Origin of the sequence: Paraburkholderia sp. MM6662-R1 (assembly GCF_050436245.1) — a bacterium.
In the GTDB taxonomy this organism is placed as follows: domain Bacteria; phylum Pseudomonadota; class Gammaproteobacteria; order Burkholderiales; family Burkholderiaceae; genus Paraburkholderia; species Paraburkholderia tuberum.
Genome location: NZ_JBNDLV010000006.1, coordinates 46,101 through 63,451 on the forward strand (window position 1 = coordinate 46,101; position 17,351 = coordinate 63,451).

Below are 17,351 nucleotides of genomic sequence, written 5' to 3' on the forward strand. Positions count from 1 at the left end.
CGTAGCCCCTCATGCGGGCTTCCTTGCCCCGGCGCGCACGATGCCTAGCATCGCTTCGGTAATCCTGATTGATTCGCTCTCGAGTACGCGTAGCGAGTCGACGATCCGTTCATGGCCGGCGTGCGCCTCGTCCCACGTGCAATACCGGAGCATCTGGCTGGGGTCGGCCATTTCGTCGTCGATAAAGCACATGGTTTCGAAAAGGATAGGCGGCCCATCGCCGAAAAAATTATGGTCAATCCCCAGGAAGACCGTCGACACCCAGATATTGCTCACATGGGTTGATGCCACCCGGCGGTCGCCTATGCCGTCGTCCTGCTTTGCGGTCAGCTCGTACCAGCGCGCCCACTCCATTAGCGACGCCTCGCGGATCTGCCTGTCGATCAGAATGTAATGCTTCACAGGACACCTCGCATTACGTGCGCGTCGTCATGAAAAACCTTGCACTTCCCGCAATACCTGTACTTCACGTCATTCAGATTCCAGGAGGTCATGCCGCAGCGCAGGCAGCGGATGGCGCGGCCAGCCTCGAGGATCTGGTAACTGCTCATGCGGCACCCGCGAGGTCGGCGCGGATCTGCCGTGCCATCGTCTCGAGAATTTCCGCCAGACGCAGCTGCGTCATGAGGTCCGCCTGCACCGAAAATCCGGAGCCGCGGGAGCCGTTCAGGATGAGGAGGATCGCGCCCTCAGCTTTGGTGCGCACGCGCGCGTCGGTGCAGAATTCATCGTATTTGCCTGGCCCTAGCGCCATGGTTCTCTCCTGATCATAGTTGGCGGTTCGCCGGGTTACGGGCCACCCATGCCAGCGCGGCCATGTGTGCTGCCTGCCTGCGGGTGGTGCCTGCAGGATCCGGTGGCAGGTCGCCTCCGCAGCACGAACACAGGCCGTTCAGGTGGTTTCAGCCCACCGACGACGGCGCGCACTGCGCACTCCCAATGAGCCACGCCATTGAAGTACCGCTCTATGGCGTCGCCGTAGCGGATCGGTTCGGAACAATGCACGCATACCTCGTCAGTCATGTCAGCCATTCCCATGAATACCGCTTTCGTTTCAGTTCGGCCAGCGCTGCGATGGGTGACGCGCCGACCATCCAGTGCAGGATCGGCGCGGCCCTCACGCATTGCCAGCGCAGGTTGTTTCTCTCCCACACGGCGCCTGCGACGAGGTGTGGTGCACTCACGCGCAGAACGCGTCGCTCGGTCACTGCGCGATGGGCTGCACGACGTTGATCGCCGTGCCGTGGCCCTCGAGCAGCTCGCTCCAGTGCACACACTGGTCCAGTCCGCCGACGAAGCCGAGTTCCTCTGCCACCATCCAGATTGCATGCGGATTGGGTACGCGGTCCGGCTTGCCGACGCTCATGCTCATATGGCGACAGGTGCCGATCGGATGCCCTTTCTCGATGCTGAAGGTCACCAGAAAGTGGGTCGGCAGCCGCACGGACTGCGAGGTCATCTGATCCTTGTGCGCGGCCTTGCCGGCGGGGTGCTTCAGTGCCTCAGTCAGGACGGCCATGTCGACCGGCTGCCGCTGGGCCAGCTCGCGCAGCGCCTTGAGCGCCTCGCGCTCGTCGGGGCCGATGAACAGCGGCGTGACGCTCACAGGCCCCTCCTGATCGCCGCATTCGGGTCCTGCGCTGCCATCGCCATGCCGAGCAGCATTGAGACATTCGGTATCTGCCTGGCGCAATGCTCCAGAAACTTGCGCTCCTCCGGATCCGCCTCGGTGAGCAGCCGCGCACGTAGTACGTCGGCGAGGTCGTTCAGCATTGCGCAGGCGCGCCGTGCGACCTGGAGGTCGCTTATGGCCGGTTCGGTCATAGCCACACCTCGACGATCTGCGGCTCGTCCTGTGGGCTGCGTGGCAGGCACGTCAGGCCCGGATACAGGCGCGTGATCAACGCCCGCACTTCCTCGAGCGTGTCGCAGCAGAACGCCGTCGAGGTGGGCTGGTCAAGTTCGAACAGGCGCGCGACGTACTGGTCTGGCGCGTCGGCCGGCCGCTCGTACACGGTCCATATGCATAGCTTGCCGTCAGGGCTTTCGATGATCATGCGTGGGTATCCTCAACGGGCGCGCCGCGGGGTTCAGATGGATGTCCGAGCAGCAGCAGGACGACGTTCTCGGCGAACAGGTTTTCGCCGCCACGCGAGCGCAGCCAGCAATGCAGGCTGTCGCGATCGAGTTCGGCGATATCGTAGTTGCCTCGCTTACCATCGAACGTCGCCCGCACATAGATGCCGGTCGGACCAAGTCCGACGCGCGCGGTGTCGACGGTGTATTCGTTCACGGGTTGAAGTACTCGCGCCCGGCGTCGCCGTCAGGGCGCCTACGGCCTGTGTCCGGATGCCTTGTCCAGCCGGTGGGCTCGGTGCCCTCCTCGCCGCTCCACGCGTCGAGTGCCGCGCGCGCATCGTCGAAGGTCTGGTAGCACCAGCGGTCGCCGTGACCCCATTCGGTGAGGTCGGCAATGATCGCCACGCTGAATGCCAATTGCATCAACGCAGCGTCACGCCCATTTGTAAATCGCGTGTAACGAAGAAATCCATTCTCGGCGCATATCTGTACGTCGCGCGCGGCTTCGAGCCGCTCCCGTTCTTCCACTCTCATGCGCTACATGCCTTCTGGGCTGGAGTACTCCCCGGGGGTCACTTTTCTTGTGTGTGACGCAGAATTTAACACGGGCATTCTGCTTTTCGCTAGACGAATCTGCACGAAGGGGTCGTCTAGGGTCTCTAGGGGGGTTGTCTAGGAGCCTAGACGGCAGCGTCAGCGCGCTCTGGCTTCCGCGCAAGCGCGAACGTCAGAAGGTCATCCGTCGTAGGTTCGCCCCACAGCTTTGCCGCCAGCCACGTCGAGAATGCGGTACGTGCGGGCATCGTCTTGAGTAGGTCTTTCTTGATCGCGCGGGCGGTCACCGCCGGCACGTCGGTCGTCAGGAACTCGGCGATGAGCGCATTTTTAGGCTCGGTGTCTAGCTCCATCCAGTAGCCATATGCTTCGCGCCACTGATGCGCGGCGTAAGCCTCACGAAGCTTGGCCTGCTCCGCCGTCGGATCTGCCAGGTCGAGTTCGGCTTGTGGTCTTGCTGCGCCTTTGGATTTCCCGTAGCGATCAGCGAGCGCTTTCATGAAGTACGCAGGGATGCTTTTGACCGGCGGCTGGTTCCTGTCGGCGACACGTGCCTTCGTGTACTCGATGGCGTCCTCGATCACGACGGCATCGTGTGACTCGCAGATCTGTTTGGCCTTGTGCTGTCTCAGGCCAAGGTCGACCAGCGAGAGAATCAGCTTCTCGTCGTAAGGCGGCAAGCCCGAGTCCGCATCCCAGCTAGGAGGTTTGGGCGTCACCACAAACTGAAGGTCGGTGACGCGTCTGCCAGTTTTGTGCTCGACCAGTTCGACCGTAAAGTCCGCGCGCGTGCTTACCTCGGCAATTGCCGGGCGCAGGATGTCTCGCTTGAAGTACTTGTATTCGGTTACGCCGTGATCTTTCGTGCCGCAAAGCATCGCGACCCACCACCCCCACGGCTGTTTCTTCATCACGCCGTCATTCCAGGTCACGTACCTCTGGCAGTACTCGAAGAGCGCGGCCGATGCGCCGGACCGGATGCGCGTGTGAATGACGAGGGACAGCTTTGTGAAGTTTCGTTTCGGCCTAAGAATTTCCTCGCGCAGCGCTTCCGAAAAACTCCATTGAAGAATGAACGAGCTTTTCTTCTGGACGATCTTGGCGTGCGCCAGCATCGTACTCACGGCCCACGTTCCCCCTTCCTGTGTCGGTTGGTTCCACTCAATCGGTGTCGTCACGAGGTCACGTAGACTGTCCTGGATGCCTTTGTAATCGTTCCGGTGACCGATGTGTCGCAGGACTTCCCGCAGCGGTCGCTGGTGTTTTGTCTGCTCGGGTTCCTCGCGTTGGGCGATGGAGATGAGGACGTTGAAAAGCCGGCGCGTGACTGGCGTCAGCGTGCCGGTTTCGGGGATCACCCCGAGCGTCGGGTTGGCCCGTACGACGATCGTGTCGCCAGAGTTGGTTGATGTCTTGTTCGGCTGCATGGCGTGTACGGTATTCGATATGGTGAAAAAATTCAATTCAATAAATCACCGTTAATCGCCCGTCCCAAATCTCTCACCTTTCGACGAAACGTCCCAAATCTCTCACCTTTCGCTTTGCCCCTGTTCGAATCGTCCCAATTCGCTCACCTTTCCGTCCCAAAAGTCTCACCTTCGATCCGCATCCGTCCCAAACTGCTCACCTAACCGTCCCAAAACCCTCACCTAACCGTCCCGAAACCCTCACCATTATTCTCGCTAAGCCTTGCCTGGCGCGGCTCCCGCGTGCTGCAATGTCTTTAAGGTTTAAGTGTTTACCTTCTTTAAAAAAGCACAAAGGGGCTGTGTGCTAGAGAGCTATCGCTCAACCCCTGCCGGCCGGGGCAGCCTGGTCGGCCGAACTGGGCATGCGCAGTGGAGCGCTAGAAAGGTGAGAAAAATGGGACGATTTCTTCACCGGCTTCGTCATTTTGACTAAGCCGTGTCCTAACAGATCACCCGGAAAGCCTTGCAGGACGGGGGGTTTGGGATTTGTCAGTCTAGTGGGTAAGCGCGCGCCGGGCCTAGACTCGCATGCGATCAGGCGTGGCTAAGTCGGTGAGGAAATCTAGGAAGGTCCCTAAAAACCCTCACCTCTTTCCGGTTGCCTGTCATTCCGGCTTCGGTGGCTCGATGCCGAGCGCCTTCAGCCGTGCGTTGACCGCCTCGCACACTGCCGCCAACGCGATCGAGTGCATGGTTTCGCCGTACTGCGTGTCGCCGAGCCACTTCAGCTTGAGGTAGTCATCCTCGGGCATGCGGAGGTTGAACGTCTGCTTGATACGGGGCGTCGCGCCCTCCCACGGATAGGCCTGCCGGGGCGGCTGCGCCGGTGGCTTGGTGGCGGCTTCTGCGGCGGGCTTCTGCTTTGCAGCAGGCTTCGGCGGTGCTTTGGTCGCCCGCTGGGCCTTTTTGCGGGCCGCTGGGGCCGCTGGCGGTGCCTTCGGGGTATCAGCAGCCGGCCCGGCGGGTTCCAGGGCCGTCTGGGGCGTTTCTGGCGCTTCGGGCTTCTCGCCCTTCACCGCCCCGATGGAAACGGCCGGGGGGTTAACGCTCGCCTGCGCCAGAAACGCCTGCATGTCGGGTGGTGGCTTCAGCTTGTTTTCGGTCGTCGCGCTCATGCCCACACCTCCGCCGCCAGGGCCGTCAGTTCCGCGATGGCCTTCTGATCGCGGCCAAACTCGCTGACCGCCCTGCCCTCCTCGGCGACCAGTTCGAAGATCTGCCGGTGGGAAATCCGCGTGTTGAGGATGCCGTCGTAGTTCTCGAGCCCCTCGAGCGCCTCGCGGATCTTCTGCTCGCGCGTCGACTTCGCGTTGGTGGACGCACCGTTGACCAGGATGAAAGCCTTCAGGGCCGGGTTGAAGCCGCGCGCGAGTTTGACCAGGCTGTCCATCTTCGTGGTGGCCGCGCTGTCGAACAGGGAGGTCTTGATCGGGGAGATCAGCGTGTGCGCGACGGTCATCGCCTCATACATCTCGACGTTGGTCGACCCGGTGCCGCGCGTGTCGATCACGATGTCGTCGTACTTTGGCATCTGTGCGCGGATCTGGTCGGCTACGCCTTCGCCGAAAAGCGAGATACACGGTATCGACGGCATGAATTTCGACCGTACGCGGATCGCCGCCCACATGGCGGCGCTCTGCTGCTGGTCGGTTTCGATGAGCAGGACTTCCCTGCCCTGTGCGGCGCGCTCGCGCGCCATCTGTACGGCCAGCGTGGACTTGCCGGTACCGCCCTTGCCCGAGGCAAAAAGCACGTTCATATGGTTTCCCCAATATGGTTTGTGTGGTGTGAGACGCTTGCGATCATGCCTACGATCTGCGTTCAACGCAATGTTTTATACGGTCTGATTCGAATGGTTCGATATGTCTCATACGGTATTGATGATATGAATAGTATGTGTGGTATCAGTCATACCGTATTAGTCGAAAGATATGGAATGTCTCATGTGAAACATCGGGTATCAGACATACCTGTGCGGCAGCGTCAAGAGGGCGGAGGGGGGATTTTTCTCCCCCCTCCTTCGCGGTGCGCTGGCCGGGGGGGCTGAAACTGGAGAGGGGTGGGGAGAAAAATCCCCACCTCTGTATGTCGCGTATGACAGATACGGTATCAGTGATACTACTCATACCATCTGCCACATATCTATCATTCGGTATCGGTCATTCGGTATCAGTCGCTTGGTATGGATCAGCTGATATGAGGCCTTTCGCATCGAGCCTGCGCCGCGACTCCCGCATGGCCGCCGTGAAGCGCGCCTCGACGAATTCGAGGGTCATTCCGGGCGGCCGGGGGTGCTGGCGGTCGTACACCATGTGGCACCAGTAGCAGGCATACGCGCCGGCGTCGTCGCGGGCCTTGAGGCCTTTGGCTTTCCCGTCGCTCGATCGGTTGGAATGCGCCCACACGGTAGTTTCGGTGCCTCCACAGCACACGCCGGGCAGGCGCAGCGTGCAGGTTTCGCCGTTTGCTGACTGGCGGATCGGGGTGGTCCTCGGGCGGCTGCGCTTGAGGCAGCTGTGGCGTTCCAGCGGGGTCTTGCGGGTGAGGCCTTTGGCTCCGGGTTTCCGCCGGATGCCGGTGCGCTTCATCGCCCGCTGATGCGCGTCATGCCGCCGCAGTGCTCGCACTTCGTGCGCTGCCGCTCGCGCAGGCGCTGCAGCTCGTCCTGATACCGCGCGTGCAGCTCGTGCCAGCGGCTCTCGGCATGGCACAGTTGCTGCAGGACCCACATCGGATTGAGCTTCTCGCCGCAGGCCTTGCAGGTGACCTCGGCCAGCTTCTCGTCGACCAGATAGCCGGTCATGAAATGGCAGCACTTGCTGGTCGGGACCAGCAGCACCCGGTCCGGCCCGAGGTTGCGCTGCGTGACGGGCAGCGGCGTCACGTTGTCATCGGCCGGGTTCGTCATGGACACTCCAGTTCGGGTTGGCGCCCGCGGCGCGCTCCTGCATGGCCCGCGTGGTGCGCCAGTTGTAGAAGCGCCGCAGGCAGTACGAGCGCACGAGCGAAATCGCCGTGTAGATCACGCCGAGGGTGATGTTCTGAGTCGCGGTGATGTGCCAGCCGAACAGCGGGAAGAGCAGCGCGTTGGCCGTGCAGTTGATGCCGTAGCCCACCGCCACGTTGGTGACCGCCTCGAGGGCGGATCCCTTTCTCGACTGGCTCACGGTGCCCGCCCTCAGTCGGAAAACAGCGAGGGCTGGGTGAGGTGGTTAAGGCGGGCAAACTGCGCCACGATCTGGGGCAATTCGGCCTTGCGCTTGAGCATCTGGCGCGAGCCGAAGCGCGCGAGTTCAAGGGATGCCGCGTCGCGCTTTTCCAGTTCGTGAATCTGATCCCACACGCTGCGGTCGCGATTGCGAATGTAGTCGGCCATCGCGTTAAACGCCGCAATGAAAGCAACCTTGACCGCCAACGCCTTAGCGCCCGTGAAGCCCATAACGAGCAACATAAACCCGTCTTTCGTCATGCGGTACGCGGGCCGCGCTTCGCCCTTCGCATCGCGATATTCAACCGGCTCAAAATTGAGCCGGCCGAACTCCGGCGGGCAATCGCGCAGCAACGCGGCAACATCGCGCAACACGTTTTTATGCAACTTGCCGAAGTGCGCCGCGACAATGCGCGTATCGGTCACGGGCTCCACGCCGTCGAGCATCACGAAATCCTGAAACGAGAGGGCTTTCATCGCATTCTCCTGAAGCGCGGCGTCGGCGCTAGAACGGCAGGTCATCAAAATCGTCTGGATCGGGCGGGGGACTTGCGGCCCGCGTGGTGCCCGTACTGACACCCTGTGCGGGGTTGCTGACGTGATCGGCGCGGGTCGGACGGCTGCCGGGCAGTTCATCGTCCATGTCATCGAAGCCGTTGCCCGCGCTGCGCTCGCCGAGCATCTGGAACATCGCCACGCGGATCTCGGTGGCGTAGTGCTTGGTGCCGTGCTTTTCCCACGACCGCGTGCGCAGCGCGCCTTCGAGGTAGATGGCGGCGCCTTTCTTCAGGTACGTGCTGGCGACCTCGGCCTGACGGCCGAACAGCACGCAGCGGTGCCATTCGGTGGCCTGTTTACGCTCGCCGGAGCCCTTGTCGCGGAACCGGTCGGTCGTGGCCACGCGCAGGCTCGTGACCGCCTCACCGCCCGCGGCGTAGCGAGTCTCGGGGTCGGCACCGAGGTTGCCGACCAGGATGACCTTGTTGACCGATGCCATGGCGTTCAGTGGGCTCGACTACAGGCGCAGTGACCCGTGCCAGAACGGCGCGAAGTACCACAGCAGCACAAGGATGCAGATCACGATGAAAATCACGCGCGCCACAAGGGCGAACGGTGCCGGAAGCGGCAGCATGGTGATCAGGTAATAGAGCAGCCCGAGAATCAGGACCGCCACCAGCAGCGAAATCAGGATTTCCATTGCGTCGCTCCTTCGGGTTAGCCGTCCAGCGCGGCGCGCCGTTCACGGAACAGGTTTGTCATGGCTTCGCGCTCGGCAGGGTCCTCGAGCGAGGCGATCAGGTCGCCGGCCTGATCGAGCGCGTCGATGGTCTGCGCGGCGTTCAGGAGACCCGCGATCTCATCGGCGCTAAAGAGCCGCTTGCCGCCGTCATCCGGCTCGCTGGTGGCCTCCGCCGGGGGCGCGTCGTCCTTTGCCTCGCCCTTGTCGCCAGCGCGTTTGGCGCGTTCCTTCTCGGACTGGATCTTGGCGCGGTACGCCGTGCTGATGCGTTCGCGGTCAGCCTCGTTGGTCACGCGCGCGTACGGCTCGATCGCGTCGCCGAGCTGCTGCCGGGTTGTCGCCGCCTCGATCGCGGCGATGATCGCGTTCGCGTCGGGCTCGGCGTCGGCCGACTTGCTCGCGGCCGGGACGGAGCGCTTCGCGGCCAGCCGGTTGCGCACGGAGGTGGTCCGCGATTGCGACGTTTCCTGCTGCGGCTCGCGCTGCACTTCCTCGGCGCGTCCCATGTCGCGCTCGCGCGCGTCTTCCAGCTCGTCGCGCGTATAGACGCCCAGCAGCACGTCGGGCGTGTGCAGGCGTGACCAGCGCTTCACGGCCAGATAGCCGAGCTGCTGTTTCGGGTCCTGCCCCCACAGTGGCGAGTTGCGCACGGCGGCCTGCGAGAGCAGCAGCGGCAGCACGCGAGGCTCGCTTTCGCCGGTACAGGTCGCGGTGATGATGACGCCGAGACCCGCTTCCTCCGCGAGGGACCAGTCGCCGACAATGCGCTTTTCTCCCGGGTTTTTCGCCGGAATTTCCTTGAAGCGGCCGGCGAGCTTTTCCCACTCGCCAAACCACTCGTAATTGGGCCGGCCCTTGATCGCGCCGGAGTTCACCAGTACGGCGTTCACCAGCTGCGCCTCGTAACCCAGCACGCCGTTGACGAGGTAGGTTTTCTGCGCGACCGCGAACGGGTCCATGCGCCAGCGCATGGCCTGCAGGACGATGGCGAAGCAGTCGCCGACGTTGCCATGCAGGTGGCGGGGTACGGTGGCCCGGCCGGAGGCCATCACCTCGGCGATGCGCATCATCCGGTCGATGCCGGTGTCCGTGAAGAGCATGTCAAAGGCGGGGGGCGCGGCGTGCACGATGTTCGCGGGCTGCTGCTCGAAGTCAGGCATGCCCGACATCACTTCGGGGGCGGCGACGGTGCTCATCATCAGTTCTCCGAAAAACCCCGGCCTTCAGGGCGGGGAGGATCAAACCGGCTTAACGGTATTCGTGTTTGCGCTGCGCTACTTCGTCAAGATCGAGGCGTGGCGTCGTATCAATGCAGTCGTTGACCATTTCGACGGTCTGCTCAAAATCAAGCCCTTTTTCACCTTTGAGCATGTAGTCATACACGGGCGGCACGTTGAATTGCCCAGGCGCAAAGGCGTGAAAGCGTGGGCTGCTAATCAGGCACTGATAGCCCTTGAAGCTGAACGCGCGCTCGCCGCGCGAATGCTCGCGAACCCGCTGGCGTCTCCCATTGGCGAGCGTGCGCTCATGGCTCTTTACGATATGGAAAATGCGGCGGCGCTTCGTTGCGCCGTCCTCTATATCGCGATGCCTGAAAAAGGCCGGCGCGTCATGCGGGTTGATGTACGTTATCAGCCGGTCTTCCCCCCTGCTGATAGAGACGGACCATTCGCGCCGCGCCGCGTCGGCCGTGTCGAACGCGGCGGCAACGATGCCGCGGGTATGATTCGCCTCTATGATCTGCGCCCGCTTGCCGCATCCGATGCCTTCCACTGGGAAGGTACCGACGTGGCGTTCGCGCCTGGTGTAGCGGCAATGGCGGTTGACTTGAACGGTCCGCCAACGCCACAGCCGCGGTAAAAATATCTCGCCAGTCTCCGTGTCGATACATACAAACTGGGAGGTCCAGTGAGTCGTCACGCCGTTGCGCGTTTGGTGGCGCCGGTCATCGTAAATTCGGTAAGCAAGTCCAACCCGATAAACAGCTATGTTTGGACGGCGTATTTTTTCTACGTACCAAGGTAATGACGGATGGCGCAATGCGAAAAGGTAATCAGGAAAGCAGCGGTCAGGGGCGCTCGCGCGTGCGTCCCGACCGCCCATGCCAAGCAGGATCGTCGTCGGTAGATGCGCCGGATTTTCGAGGTTGATGCGTTCCTCGACCTCACAGTCATGCTTTGCGGGGAAATAGCGGGTGCGTAGATACGCAACCATGCTAACGCCTGCGCGTTTGAGCGCGCGCACTTCCGCGGGAGACAGATTCGACAGTTCGTCGCCGTAGTCGATATGGGCCGCCTCGATACCAGAATCAATCTGATTCAGCAGGTCTTTTAGACTGTCGACGCATGCCACATTGAAACCAGGCTTTTCAGACGTCGTGGGGCGCCGCGCCCTGCGTTTCGTGGGCGGGGTGGCCCTATCGTTTGCGGGCGTGGCGGCCTTATCGTTCGTGGGCGGGGCGACCTTATCGTTTGCGGGCGACGGCGGGACGCCAGACTGCCTATGCCGACCGGCAAAAAAACGCTTTACCTGCCCCATAAGCCGCGAAATAAACCGATGCACGTTCATGCATGCTCCTGCGCAGCAGCTCGCCATGATCACTCCTTTGCCTTGACGTGCCGGCAGTCGGTGAATGTCACGGCGTCGACCGTGTAGGCCTTGCGGCTGATGGTCTTGCGCCGGTACGCGCTGCCGTCGGGCAGCAGGCCGATGGCAGCGTCGCCCATGGCCTGGAGGATGTGGTTGCGGGCTCCCTCGCTCACGCCGCTGTACTGCTTGGCGAGGGCGTCGGCGTCCTGCTTGACGCGGTGCCAGTGCTCCAGCTCGGGGGGCAGTTCGATCTCGCTGCCAGGTCGGTGCCCGGATAGAGGCGCTGCAGGAGCGCGGTGGTGGTGGGATGGGCGTAGTCGGGTTCGGGGGCGTCGTGCTGCTCGACGCGCTGCCAGAATTCGCGCTCGCCGTCGATGATCATCTGCTCGAGGCTGGGGTCGCGCCGGATCACGTAGCGCTCGAGCCGGTTGCCGCCCACGCAGGCGGCCAGGTCCCATTCGGGGTAGTCGAGCACGATCATGTAGTGCTGGCACTGCAGCAGGTACTCGTCGGGCACCTGGTCGGAGCCGGGCTCGCCCCAGCCGTCGCCGCGCGCGTACGCCATGGCGTCGACGTTCTTGCATTCGAGGCCGCGGCGCTCGCCCTCGATCAGCCGGTCGACGTTGGCCAGCATCCACGGGTAGGTGGGGTGCTTGATGATCTGGGTGCGGCGCCGCACGCGCACGCCTTCGCGGCGCGCGTATTCGCGGGCGATGATGTCCTCCATCAGCCGGCCAAAGCGGATGCGGTCGACCTCGTCGAGGTCCTCGGGGGGGAGTTCGCCGGTCTTTTCCAGCCACAGTTCGTAGCTGGTCTTGTACTTCGACAGGCCAAGGGCGGGGGCGGCGTCGCTACCCCCAACGCCATGACGGCGTGCTTCGAGCCACTGTTCGCGTTGCATGAGTCAGCCGGTGAATGTCGGGTGAATCGGGCGGTCCGTGTCGATCCTGCGAACTGGCGTTACGCGGGCCAGATTATGCACAATAGACAAATTCTGCCTGTTACACAACGAAAAACCGGGGATGTTCTGCTTTATACGCAAACTTACAGACGTAAAAAAGCCCGCCTAAGCGGGCCATGCGGGCGGCGGAAAACTCTAGAAACCGGCGCTGCCACGCATATGCTTGATGCGACCGAGGATGGTCACGGCGGCAGCCTGGCTGCCTGTCAGGGTGATCTCCGGGTAGTGGTCATTGTCGCAAAGGATGCGCATGCCGCGGCCCACGTAGGGGAGCACGCGGCGCACCGCGACGTGCTCGTCATCAAGCACCAGAGCGAATACGCCGCCGGTCGCCGGTATGACCTTGTCTCCGAGGTCGGCTACCACTACGTCCTTGATATGCAGACGCGGAGCCATCATGTCGTCCTCGATTTCAAACGCAGCGAGGTTGCCCGGAAGACTGTTCAAGTCGCGTATTGCTCCGCCATAAAACAGCTGCGCGTGATGTTCGTCAATGCGGCACTCTATCCCGCCACGAGCGGCGTTGGGTCTTATGGATATGGTTCCGATGGCCACGTTCTCGTTCTCCGGTATGTGTGAGAGGAGTTCGTATTCGCTGACCAGTTTGTGAGGTGCTCCGGGGTCAGCAGAGTGTGAAACGATAGCAGCGTTCACGTCGGAGAACAATTCAGGGAGGGATACATCGAAGGCTCTGGCGAGCGCTTTAATGGTCGCGTTCGTTAAGCTTTGCCTGCCTCTCTCTATCTTGGAGAGACTTCCGTTATTTATGCCTGACAGGTCCTGGAGGGCCGTTAGTGTCAGCCCGCATTTTTCCCTGTGGGCTCGGATCAGATCTCCGATGTCTCTGTCTATGCCGGTGTCTGCGTGGCTCATGGCGTCTCCGTCCTGTAGCAAAGTGCGCTCAGTTATCTTTCTTTTACCTTTCACCTGGAGAGTCCTTTCCACAATATCCCCTTAAAAACCGATTGATCATATTCTGCCTCACGCGCATAGTTCTTCATAAGTCAGTTGAATGTGCGGAAAAATTATGTCAACCAAGCAAAGCCCATTGCGCAAGGTACGCCATGGTCGAGGCCTGACGCTGGATGACGTGGCCCGAAAGATCGGCACGGATACTGGCAACCTGTCGCGCATCGAGCGTGGGCTGCAGTGCCCCAAGGCAGCGATGGCGGCGAAGCTCGCGGAGTTCTTCGCCCGGGAGATCGAGGAATGTCACGTGACCTATCCGGAGCGGTACGCTGATTGGGTCCCGCCGGACGGTGCCCGCGCAGAAGAAAAGGTGTCACAGGAATCGCCTTAATTGGAGTGTCGGTGGCTGATTTGCCGCTAACGCATTATCGCTGGTTTTTCAAGGGAAAACACCATCTCTGCCGCATAAAGTGTGCGTGCGTTTCCTGTAAAAAACAACCGTTTAACGACCAGGCTGGAGCGGGGGAGTTCACCGAATGCGAGTTTTGGTCCCTGACCGTCGGGGGCCGACACGTGACCGGCAGGGACGGAGCTGCACCTCATGAATCCATCAATCATTCACCACTTTGATGTCGAGCATGCGCAGCGCTACGGCATGACTGAAGCAGTACTTATCACCAATTTCCAGCACTGGATTACGCGGAACAAGGCCAACGGCGACCATTTTCGCGATGGCCGGACGTGGACCTACAATTCCGTACGGGCGTTCGCCCAGCAGTTCCCATACCTGTCTGCCGACCAGATCCGTCGCGCGCTCGACCGGCTCGTCGCGCTCGGCGTGCTGGTCACTGGCAACTACAACGCGAAGGGCCGCGACCGCACCCGCTGGTTCGCATTTGCCGATGAAAGCGCATTTATCCACATCCCTGCCCCAATTCCCGACGCCGAGTCCTCCCATTTGGCAAATCTGCCAAATGGGAAAATCCCGCCGGAATCGCCGGAAGCCCCACCGGCTCTGGCGCAGTCCCATTTGGCAAAATTGCCAGATGGCACGCCTTCCCATTTGGCAAAATTGCCAAATCCATTTGGCAAATCTGCCAAATGCCTAATAACTACAGATGTAAACACAGATGTAAACAAAACCAAACGCGGCGCGCGTGCGGCTCGGGCGTCGTCGCCCTGGTGGGCCAGCGACGCTTCGGTGCTCGCCGAGGGCAGGCGTCTGTCGCTCGAGCCGCTGTCCGGTGAAACGATGCCGCAGTTCAAGGCCCGCGTGCAGGCAGCGCATGCGGTGCTGTCAGCCGGCCGGCCACCGCCGTCCGAATCACCGCAGCCGTCGCCAGACGTGATCGCGGCCCGTCGCGCGAGTCTCGCGCGGGCGCTTGGAAAGGCGGAGGGCGGCAAATCATGACGTCGGGCCTTCGCTGGACACCGGAGGCCTACGAGGCTTTCCAGAAAGAGCGCCACGCCGCTCGCGAGGGTGGTGGGGTCCAACGACGCCCGCCGGAGAAACCAGCGGCTCCACGGCCCGCTATTGCGCCCGCAGGAATATCGCCCGAGGACATGAAGGTGCTGCGCGCCCACAAGCGCATGCAGCGTTTCCAGGCGCTCGGGCGGTTGCCGAAGAACCGGATGAACAGGACCGAGACGGCCTACGCCGCGCTGCTCGAGCAGCGGCGCCTCGCCGGCGACATCCTCGCGTGGGACTTCCATCCGTTCAACGTGCGGCTCGCGACCAACACGTTCTACGAGATCGACTGGCTCGTCATCGCGGCGGACCGCGGCGTCGAGATACACGAGACCAAGGGTGGCCTCACCACGGACAAGGGGCAGGTGAAGCTCAAGCTCTGCGGCGAGCGGCTGCCGTATTTCCGGATGTTCAAGGTCACGCGCCTGCCGAAGAAGGCGGGCGGTGGCTGGCGTGTTTTGGAGTACTCAGCATGAGCGCGGCGTACATCGCGCCGGAGTGGCGTTTCGCACGGGCGCTGGCCGCGCTCGGCGCGGGAAGTCCGATCGACTTTACCGACTATGCCGAGGTGTTCGGCATCGATGAGGACGAGACGATCCGGATCTTCGAGGACGCTGCGGGTTTTCTGGGCATCTGCCTGATGGTCGTTCGTGATCCGGTTCTGCATTGACCACAGCAACTTTCGGGGAGGATGTGATGACAGCAGGGACGAAGGCAGGGGGCGCGCGCGCGCCCGTGCGGTATTTCCGGCAGGAGGGTGTGCCGGGACGGTATTTCGAGTGCGAGGCGTACGGCACGATGTGCGTCGCGGCCTGCGCACGCAACTTCACCGCAGCACCCCAGCTGGCGAAGCTCGGCCGGCTGCAGCGCTGCATTGACTGCGCGACCGGCCGGCGGCACGCAGGCCTGCCCGCAGTGGGCTCACCGGGGGTGCCCGCGGCGTCGGCCGTGGTCTACCGCGCGGCGTGCGTGCGCTGCCGTCGCGACGGCCAGCAGGCGGGTACGCGTCTGGTCGGCCGCTTCCGGCTGGTGCGTGGCCGCACCCTGTGCGTGTCCTGCTACAACCGCGAGCGCGAGGTCCTGCACGGGGCCAACGCGAAGGGGGCACCGCCGAAAAAATGGCGCGGTCTGTTCTGCACGCGCGCGTCCTACCTGGTGCCCGGTCGCCCTGGTCGCCGCTCGGTGGTGGTGGCCTATCCGCATCCGGTGGTCGACCGCGTTGAACTGGCACTGACGCTCATGCGTGAGGGCCATGATCGCGGCATAGCGTGGGCACCCCCCGAGGTCATCGTCGACCCGGCCTGCAAGAGGCGTGTACGGCAGGCTGCGCGGAGTCGCTGACATGTCGCAGCAGCTCTGCCTGTTCGGCAACGACCGCGCGGTGCCAGGGGGAGGGCCGGCCGAGCGTCTGAAACGGCCACGCCGGTTCCAGGGCTGGCAGCTCTCGAACCATGCCTGTCGCCATTGCTTCGGTCGCGTGTTGCAGCGGGTCGTGCACGGCGAGGTCACCGAGGTGCGCTGCGCCGAGTGTGGCAAGCGGGCAGACGGCGCGCCGCGGATGTTATGCGTGTGCGGCATGGAGTGTGGTGCGCTCGGCTATGCGCTCGAGTGCTTCCGCAATCCGCAGGTGACCGACGAGGTGCCGCATGAGGTGCTCGTGCGCGAGCGCAAGGTGCAGGCCGCGCCAGAGAAGCCTCGCACGCGGCGCCCGGTGAGAGTGCCCGACATGGCCGGTGTGACGTGACGGTTTCGCAAGGGTTTTCCGGCGATTTCGCTATGCCTCTACAGGTCGTGACGCGAGACTGACCGCAGTGCATCAGGGAGTGCCGGTCAAATGCAGAAGCCGCAGTTTATCGCTGCCGTCGCGAAGCTCTCGCAGGTCCGCAAGGCGGACGTCGCGGCGGTGCTCAGCGCAATGGAGGAAGTCGCCGCTGCGCAGATCAGGGCCGAGGGCTATTTCCGTCTGCCGGGTCTGGTGCAGATCAAGCGGATCTATCGCGGCGAGCGGCTGGTGCGCAATCCGAAGTCGCATGAGGAGTTCCTGATGGGTGCCTCGATCACGGTCAAGGCGCGCCCCGAGGTCAGCTTTGCCGATCGCGTGAAGTCGGAGAATCCGGCCCGCGCAGAAGGAGCGTGAGAGTGGTGTTGCCGAGAGTGGGAGTGTTCTGTATCCGAGCCCGGGACTTTGCCCGGCTCGAGGTGCTTTTCAACGACGTTGTTCAAAAACTGGGGTTGATCATGAGTGCGCTTGACGATCTGAAGGCTGAAGTTGCTGCAACCATTACCGTCGAACAGTCGGCGGTCACGCTGATCCAGGGCATTGCCGCGCAGTTGCAGGCGGCGCTCGCCGCTGCTGCAAACCCGGATCCGGCCATTGTGGACCTGACCAACCAGCTTACCGCCAGCGCGAGCGCGCTGGCCGCAGCGGTGGCCGCGAACCCGGTACCGGTGCCCCCGGCCAGCACCGCCCCCGGCTCGACCGATACGGGCTCAACCGATACGGGCTCAACCGCACCGGCGGACGATACGTCGACCGATGGCACCTCGGGCACCACGTCGGAGACGCCTCCGGCCTCGGGCACGTAATCCTTCAATGCTGGTCCCCGTCGCTGCGGCTCCCACAAGGCTGCGGCGATTTCAGGCATCCCTCGCGGGATGCCCTTTTTATGCGCCGTCGACCGGCTTGCGGCGGGGATAGGCACGTCGCAATGGGACGCCGCGCGCGCGGCGCCGGGCGATGATGCTGCGATACATCTCGTTCTGATAGACGGCCTGCGGCGTGATGCCAGCCTCGCGCGCGGCGGCATAGCCGGTCGCGCCTGCCTGCACAAGCTGGATCGCCATGAGCATGCGCATGCTCGTCGTTTTCACGC

The 17,351-nt window shown here is 62.8% G+C and carries 30 protein-coding genes; 8 read left to right on the forward strand and 22 right to left on the reverse strand.

The window, feature by feature from the left end:
• Positions 1–9: 9 nt before the first annotated feature.
• The 21 genes from OKW39_RS43900 to OKW39_RS44000 all read right to left on the reverse strand — a co-directional run bounded on the left by OKW39_RS43900 (position 10) and on the right by OKW39_RS44000 (position 12,974).
• The gene (locus OKW39_RS43900; RefSeq protein ID WP_429565702.1) at positions 10–402 is read right to left on the reverse strand and encodes a hypothetical protein; all 393 of its coding nucleotides are present in this window, start codon (positions 400–402) and stop codon (positions 10–12) included.
• A gap of 145 nt (positions 403–547) precedes the next feature.
• Complete coding sequence (locus tag OKW39_RS43905) at positions 548–754, reverse strand: hypothetical protein (RefSeq protein ID WP_429565703.1); 207 nt, start codon at positions 752–754, stop codon at positions 548–550.
• 450 nt (positions 755–1,204) lie between these two features.
• Positions 1,205–1,606 carry a hypothetical protein gene (locus tag OKW39_RS43910; protein WP_429565704.1) on the reverse strand — a complete coding sequence of 134 codons (402 nt, stop codon included), beginning with the start codon at positions 1,604–1,606 and terminating at the stop codon, positions 1,205–1,207.
• Positions 1,603–1,824 (reverse strand): hypothetical protein, encoded by a 222-nt coding sequence (locus OKW39_RS43915; RefSeq protein ID WP_429565705.1) that lies wholly within the window; start codon positions 1,822–1,824, stop codon positions 1,603–1,605. The genes OKW39_RS43910 and OKW39_RS43915 overlap by 4 nt, the downstream gene beginning before the upstream one ends.
• Positions 1,821–2,057, reverse strand: a complete 237-nt coding sequence (locus OKW39_RS43920; protein ID WP_429565706.1) for a hypothetical protein — start codon at positions 2,055–2,057, stop codon at positions 1,821–1,823. Before OKW39_RS43920 ends, OKW39_RS43915 begins: the two co-directional genes overlap by 4 nt.
• Complete coding sequence (locus OKW39_RS43925; protein ID WP_429565707.1) at positions 2,054–2,293, reverse strand: hypothetical protein; 240 nt, start codon at positions 2,291–2,293, stop codon at positions 2,054–2,056. The genes OKW39_RS43920 and OKW39_RS43925 overlap by 4 nt, the downstream gene beginning before the upstream one ends.
• Positions 2,290–2,502: a hypothetical protein gene (locus OKW39_RS43930; RefSeq protein WP_429565708.1), complete on the reverse strand. Its 213-nt coding sequence runs from the start codon at positions 2,500–2,502 to the stop codon at positions 2,290–2,292. The genes OKW39_RS43925 and OKW39_RS43930 overlap by 4 nt, the downstream gene beginning before the upstream one ends.
• A gap of 257 nt (positions 2,503–2,759) precedes the next feature.
• Positions 2,760–4,097, reverse strand: coding sequence for a replication initiation protein (locus OKW39_RS43935; protein ID WP_429565709.1), 1,338 nt, complete (start codon positions 4,095–4,097; stop codon positions 2,760–2,762).
• A 611-nt stretch (positions 4,098–4,708) separates the two neighbouring features.
• Positions 4,709–5,218, reverse strand: a complete 510-nt coding sequence (locus OKW39_RS43940; protein WP_429565710.1) for a hypothetical protein — start codon at positions 5,216–5,218, stop codon at positions 4,709–4,711.
• Positions 5,215–5,862, reverse strand: a complete 648-nt coding sequence (locus OKW39_RS43945; protein ID WP_429565711.1) for an AAA family ATPase — start codon at positions 5,860–5,862, stop codon at positions 5,215–5,217. Before OKW39_RS43945 ends, OKW39_RS43940 begins: the two co-directional genes overlap by 4 nt.
• A 400-nt stretch (positions 5,863–6,262) precedes the next feature.
• A complete protein-coding gene (locus OKW39_RS43950) occupies positions 6,263–6,691 on the reverse strand; it encodes a nuclease domain-containing protein (RefSeq protein ID WP_429565712.1) in 429 nt (142 codons plus the stop codon).
• Complete coding sequence (locus OKW39_RS43955; protein WP_429565713.1) at positions 6,688–7,011, reverse strand: hypothetical protein; 324 nt, start codon at positions 7,009–7,011, stop codon at positions 6,688–6,690. Before OKW39_RS43955 ends, OKW39_RS43950 begins: the two co-directional genes overlap by 4 nt.
• Positions 6,992–7,270, reverse strand: coding sequence for a DUF7220 family protein (locus tag OKW39_RS43960; RefSeq protein WP_429565714.1), 279 nt, complete (start codon positions 7,268–7,270; stop codon positions 6,992–6,994). The genes OKW39_RS43955 and OKW39_RS43960 overlap by 20 nt, the downstream gene beginning before the upstream one ends.
• An 11-nt stretch (positions 7,271–7,281) precedes the next feature.
• Positions 7,282–7,833 (reverse strand): Rha family transcriptional regulator, encoded by a 552-nt coding sequence (locus OKW39_RS43965; RefSeq protein ID WP_429565777.1) that lies wholly within the window; start codon positions 7,831–7,833, stop codon positions 7,282–7,284.
• Positions 7,817–8,308: a single-stranded DNA-binding protein gene (gene ssb, locus OKW39_RS43970; protein ID WP_429565715.1), complete on the reverse strand. Its 492-nt coding sequence runs from the start codon at positions 8,306–8,308 to the stop codon at positions 7,817–7,819. The genes OKW39_RS43965 and ssb overlap by 17 nt, the downstream gene beginning before the upstream one ends.
• 18 nt (positions 8,309–8,326) lie before the next feature.
• The gene (locus OKW39_RS43975; protein ID WP_429565716.1) at positions 8,327–8,509 is read right to left on the reverse strand and encodes a hypothetical protein; all 183 of its coding nucleotides are present in this window, start codon (positions 8,507–8,509) and stop codon (positions 8,327–8,329) included.
• 17 nt (positions 8,510–8,526) lie between these two features.
• Complete coding sequence (locus OKW39_RS43980) at positions 8,527–9,750, reverse strand: RecT family recombinase (protein ID WP_429565717.1); 1,224 nt, start codon at positions 9,748–9,750, stop codon at positions 8,527–8,529.
• Between the two features lie 49 nt (positions 9,751–9,799).
• Complete coding sequence (locus OKW39_RS43985) at positions 9,800–11,119, reverse strand: hypothetical protein (RefSeq protein WP_429565718.1); 1,320 nt, start codon at positions 11,117–11,119, stop codon at positions 9,800–9,802.
• A gap of 29 nt (positions 11,120–11,148) precedes the next feature.
• On the reverse strand, positions 11,149–11,313 hold the full coding sequence (locus tag OKW39_RS43990) for a hypothetical protein (protein ID WP_429565719.1): 165 nt from the start codon (positions 11,311–11,313) through the stop codon (positions 11,149–11,151).
• Positions 11,310–12,041 (reverse strand): YqaJ viral recombinase family protein, encoded by a 732-nt coding sequence (locus tag OKW39_RS43995; RefSeq protein WP_429565720.1) that lies wholly within the window; start codon positions 12,039–12,041, stop codon positions 11,310–11,312. Before OKW39_RS43995 ends, OKW39_RS43990 begins: the two co-directional genes overlap by 4 nt.
• A gap of 195 nt (positions 12,042–12,236) precedes the next feature.
• Positions 12,237–12,974 (reverse strand): XRE family transcriptional regulator, encoded by a 738-nt coding sequence (locus OKW39_RS44000; RefSeq protein ID WP_429565721.1) that lies wholly within the window; start codon positions 12,972–12,974, stop codon positions 12,237–12,239.
• A gap of 154 nt (positions 12,975–13,128) precedes the next feature.
• On the opposite strand from OKW39_RS44000, the gene OKW39_RS44005 reads away from it, so the two are divergent.
• From OKW39_RS44005 to OKW39_RS44040, 8 genes are all read left to right on the forward strand, one after another.
• The gene (locus tag OKW39_RS44005) at positions 13,129–13,401 is read left to right on the forward strand and encodes a helix-turn-helix domain-containing protein (RefSeq protein WP_429565722.1); all 273 of its coding nucleotides are present in this window, start codon (positions 13,129–13,131) and stop codon (positions 13,399–13,401) included.
• A 210-nt stretch (positions 13,402–13,611) separates the two neighbouring features.
• Positions 13,612–14,421, forward strand: a complete 810-nt coding sequence (locus tag OKW39_RS44010) for a hypothetical protein (RefSeq protein WP_429565723.1) — start codon at positions 13,612–13,614, stop codon at positions 14,419–14,421.
• Positions 14,422–14,573: 152 nt separating this feature from the next.
• Positions 14,574–14,954 (forward strand): hypothetical protein, encoded by a 381-nt coding sequence (locus tag OKW39_RS44015; RefSeq protein ID WP_429565724.1) that lies wholly within the window; start codon positions 14,574–14,576, stop codon positions 14,952–14,954.
• On the forward strand, positions 14,951–15,148 hold the full coding sequence (locus OKW39_RS44020) for a hypothetical protein (protein ID WP_429565725.1): 198 nt from the start codon (positions 14,951–14,953) through the stop codon (positions 15,146–15,148). Before OKW39_RS44015 ends, OKW39_RS44020 begins: the two co-directional genes overlap by 4 nt.
• 26 nt (positions 15,149–15,174) lie before the next feature.
• Positions 15,175–15,819 (forward strand): hypothetical protein, encoded by a 645-nt coding sequence (locus tag OKW39_RS44025; protein ID WP_429565726.1) that lies wholly within the window; start codon positions 15,175–15,177, stop codon positions 15,817–15,819.
• A gap of 1 nt (position 15,820) precedes the next feature.
• Positions 15,821–16,222 (forward strand): hypothetical protein, encoded by a 402-nt coding sequence (locus OKW39_RS44030; protein WP_429565727.1) that lies wholly within the window; start codon positions 15,821–15,823, stop codon positions 16,220–16,222.
• Between the two features lie 90 nt (positions 16,223–16,312).
• Positions 16,313–16,615 (forward strand): HU family DNA-binding protein, encoded by a 303-nt coding sequence (locus OKW39_RS44035; protein ID WP_429565728.1) that lies wholly within the window; start codon positions 16,313–16,315, stop codon positions 16,613–16,615.
• 101 nt (positions 16,616–16,716) lie between these two features.
• Positions 16,717–17,064, forward strand: coding sequence for a hypothetical protein (locus tag OKW39_RS44040; RefSeq protein ID WP_429565729.1), 348 nt, complete (start codon positions 16,717–16,719; stop codon positions 17,062–17,064).
• 78 nt (positions 17,065–17,142) lie between these two features.
• Here OKW39_RS44040 and OKW39_RS44045 read toward each other — a convergent pair whose 3' ends face one another.
• Positions 17,143–17,349 carry a hypothetical protein gene (locus tag OKW39_RS44045; RefSeq protein ID WP_429565730.1) on the reverse strand — a complete coding sequence of 69 codons (207 nt, stop codon included), beginning with the start codon at positions 17,347–17,349 and terminating at the stop codon, positions 17,143–17,145.
• Positions 17,350–17,351 lie beyond the last annotated feature (2 nt).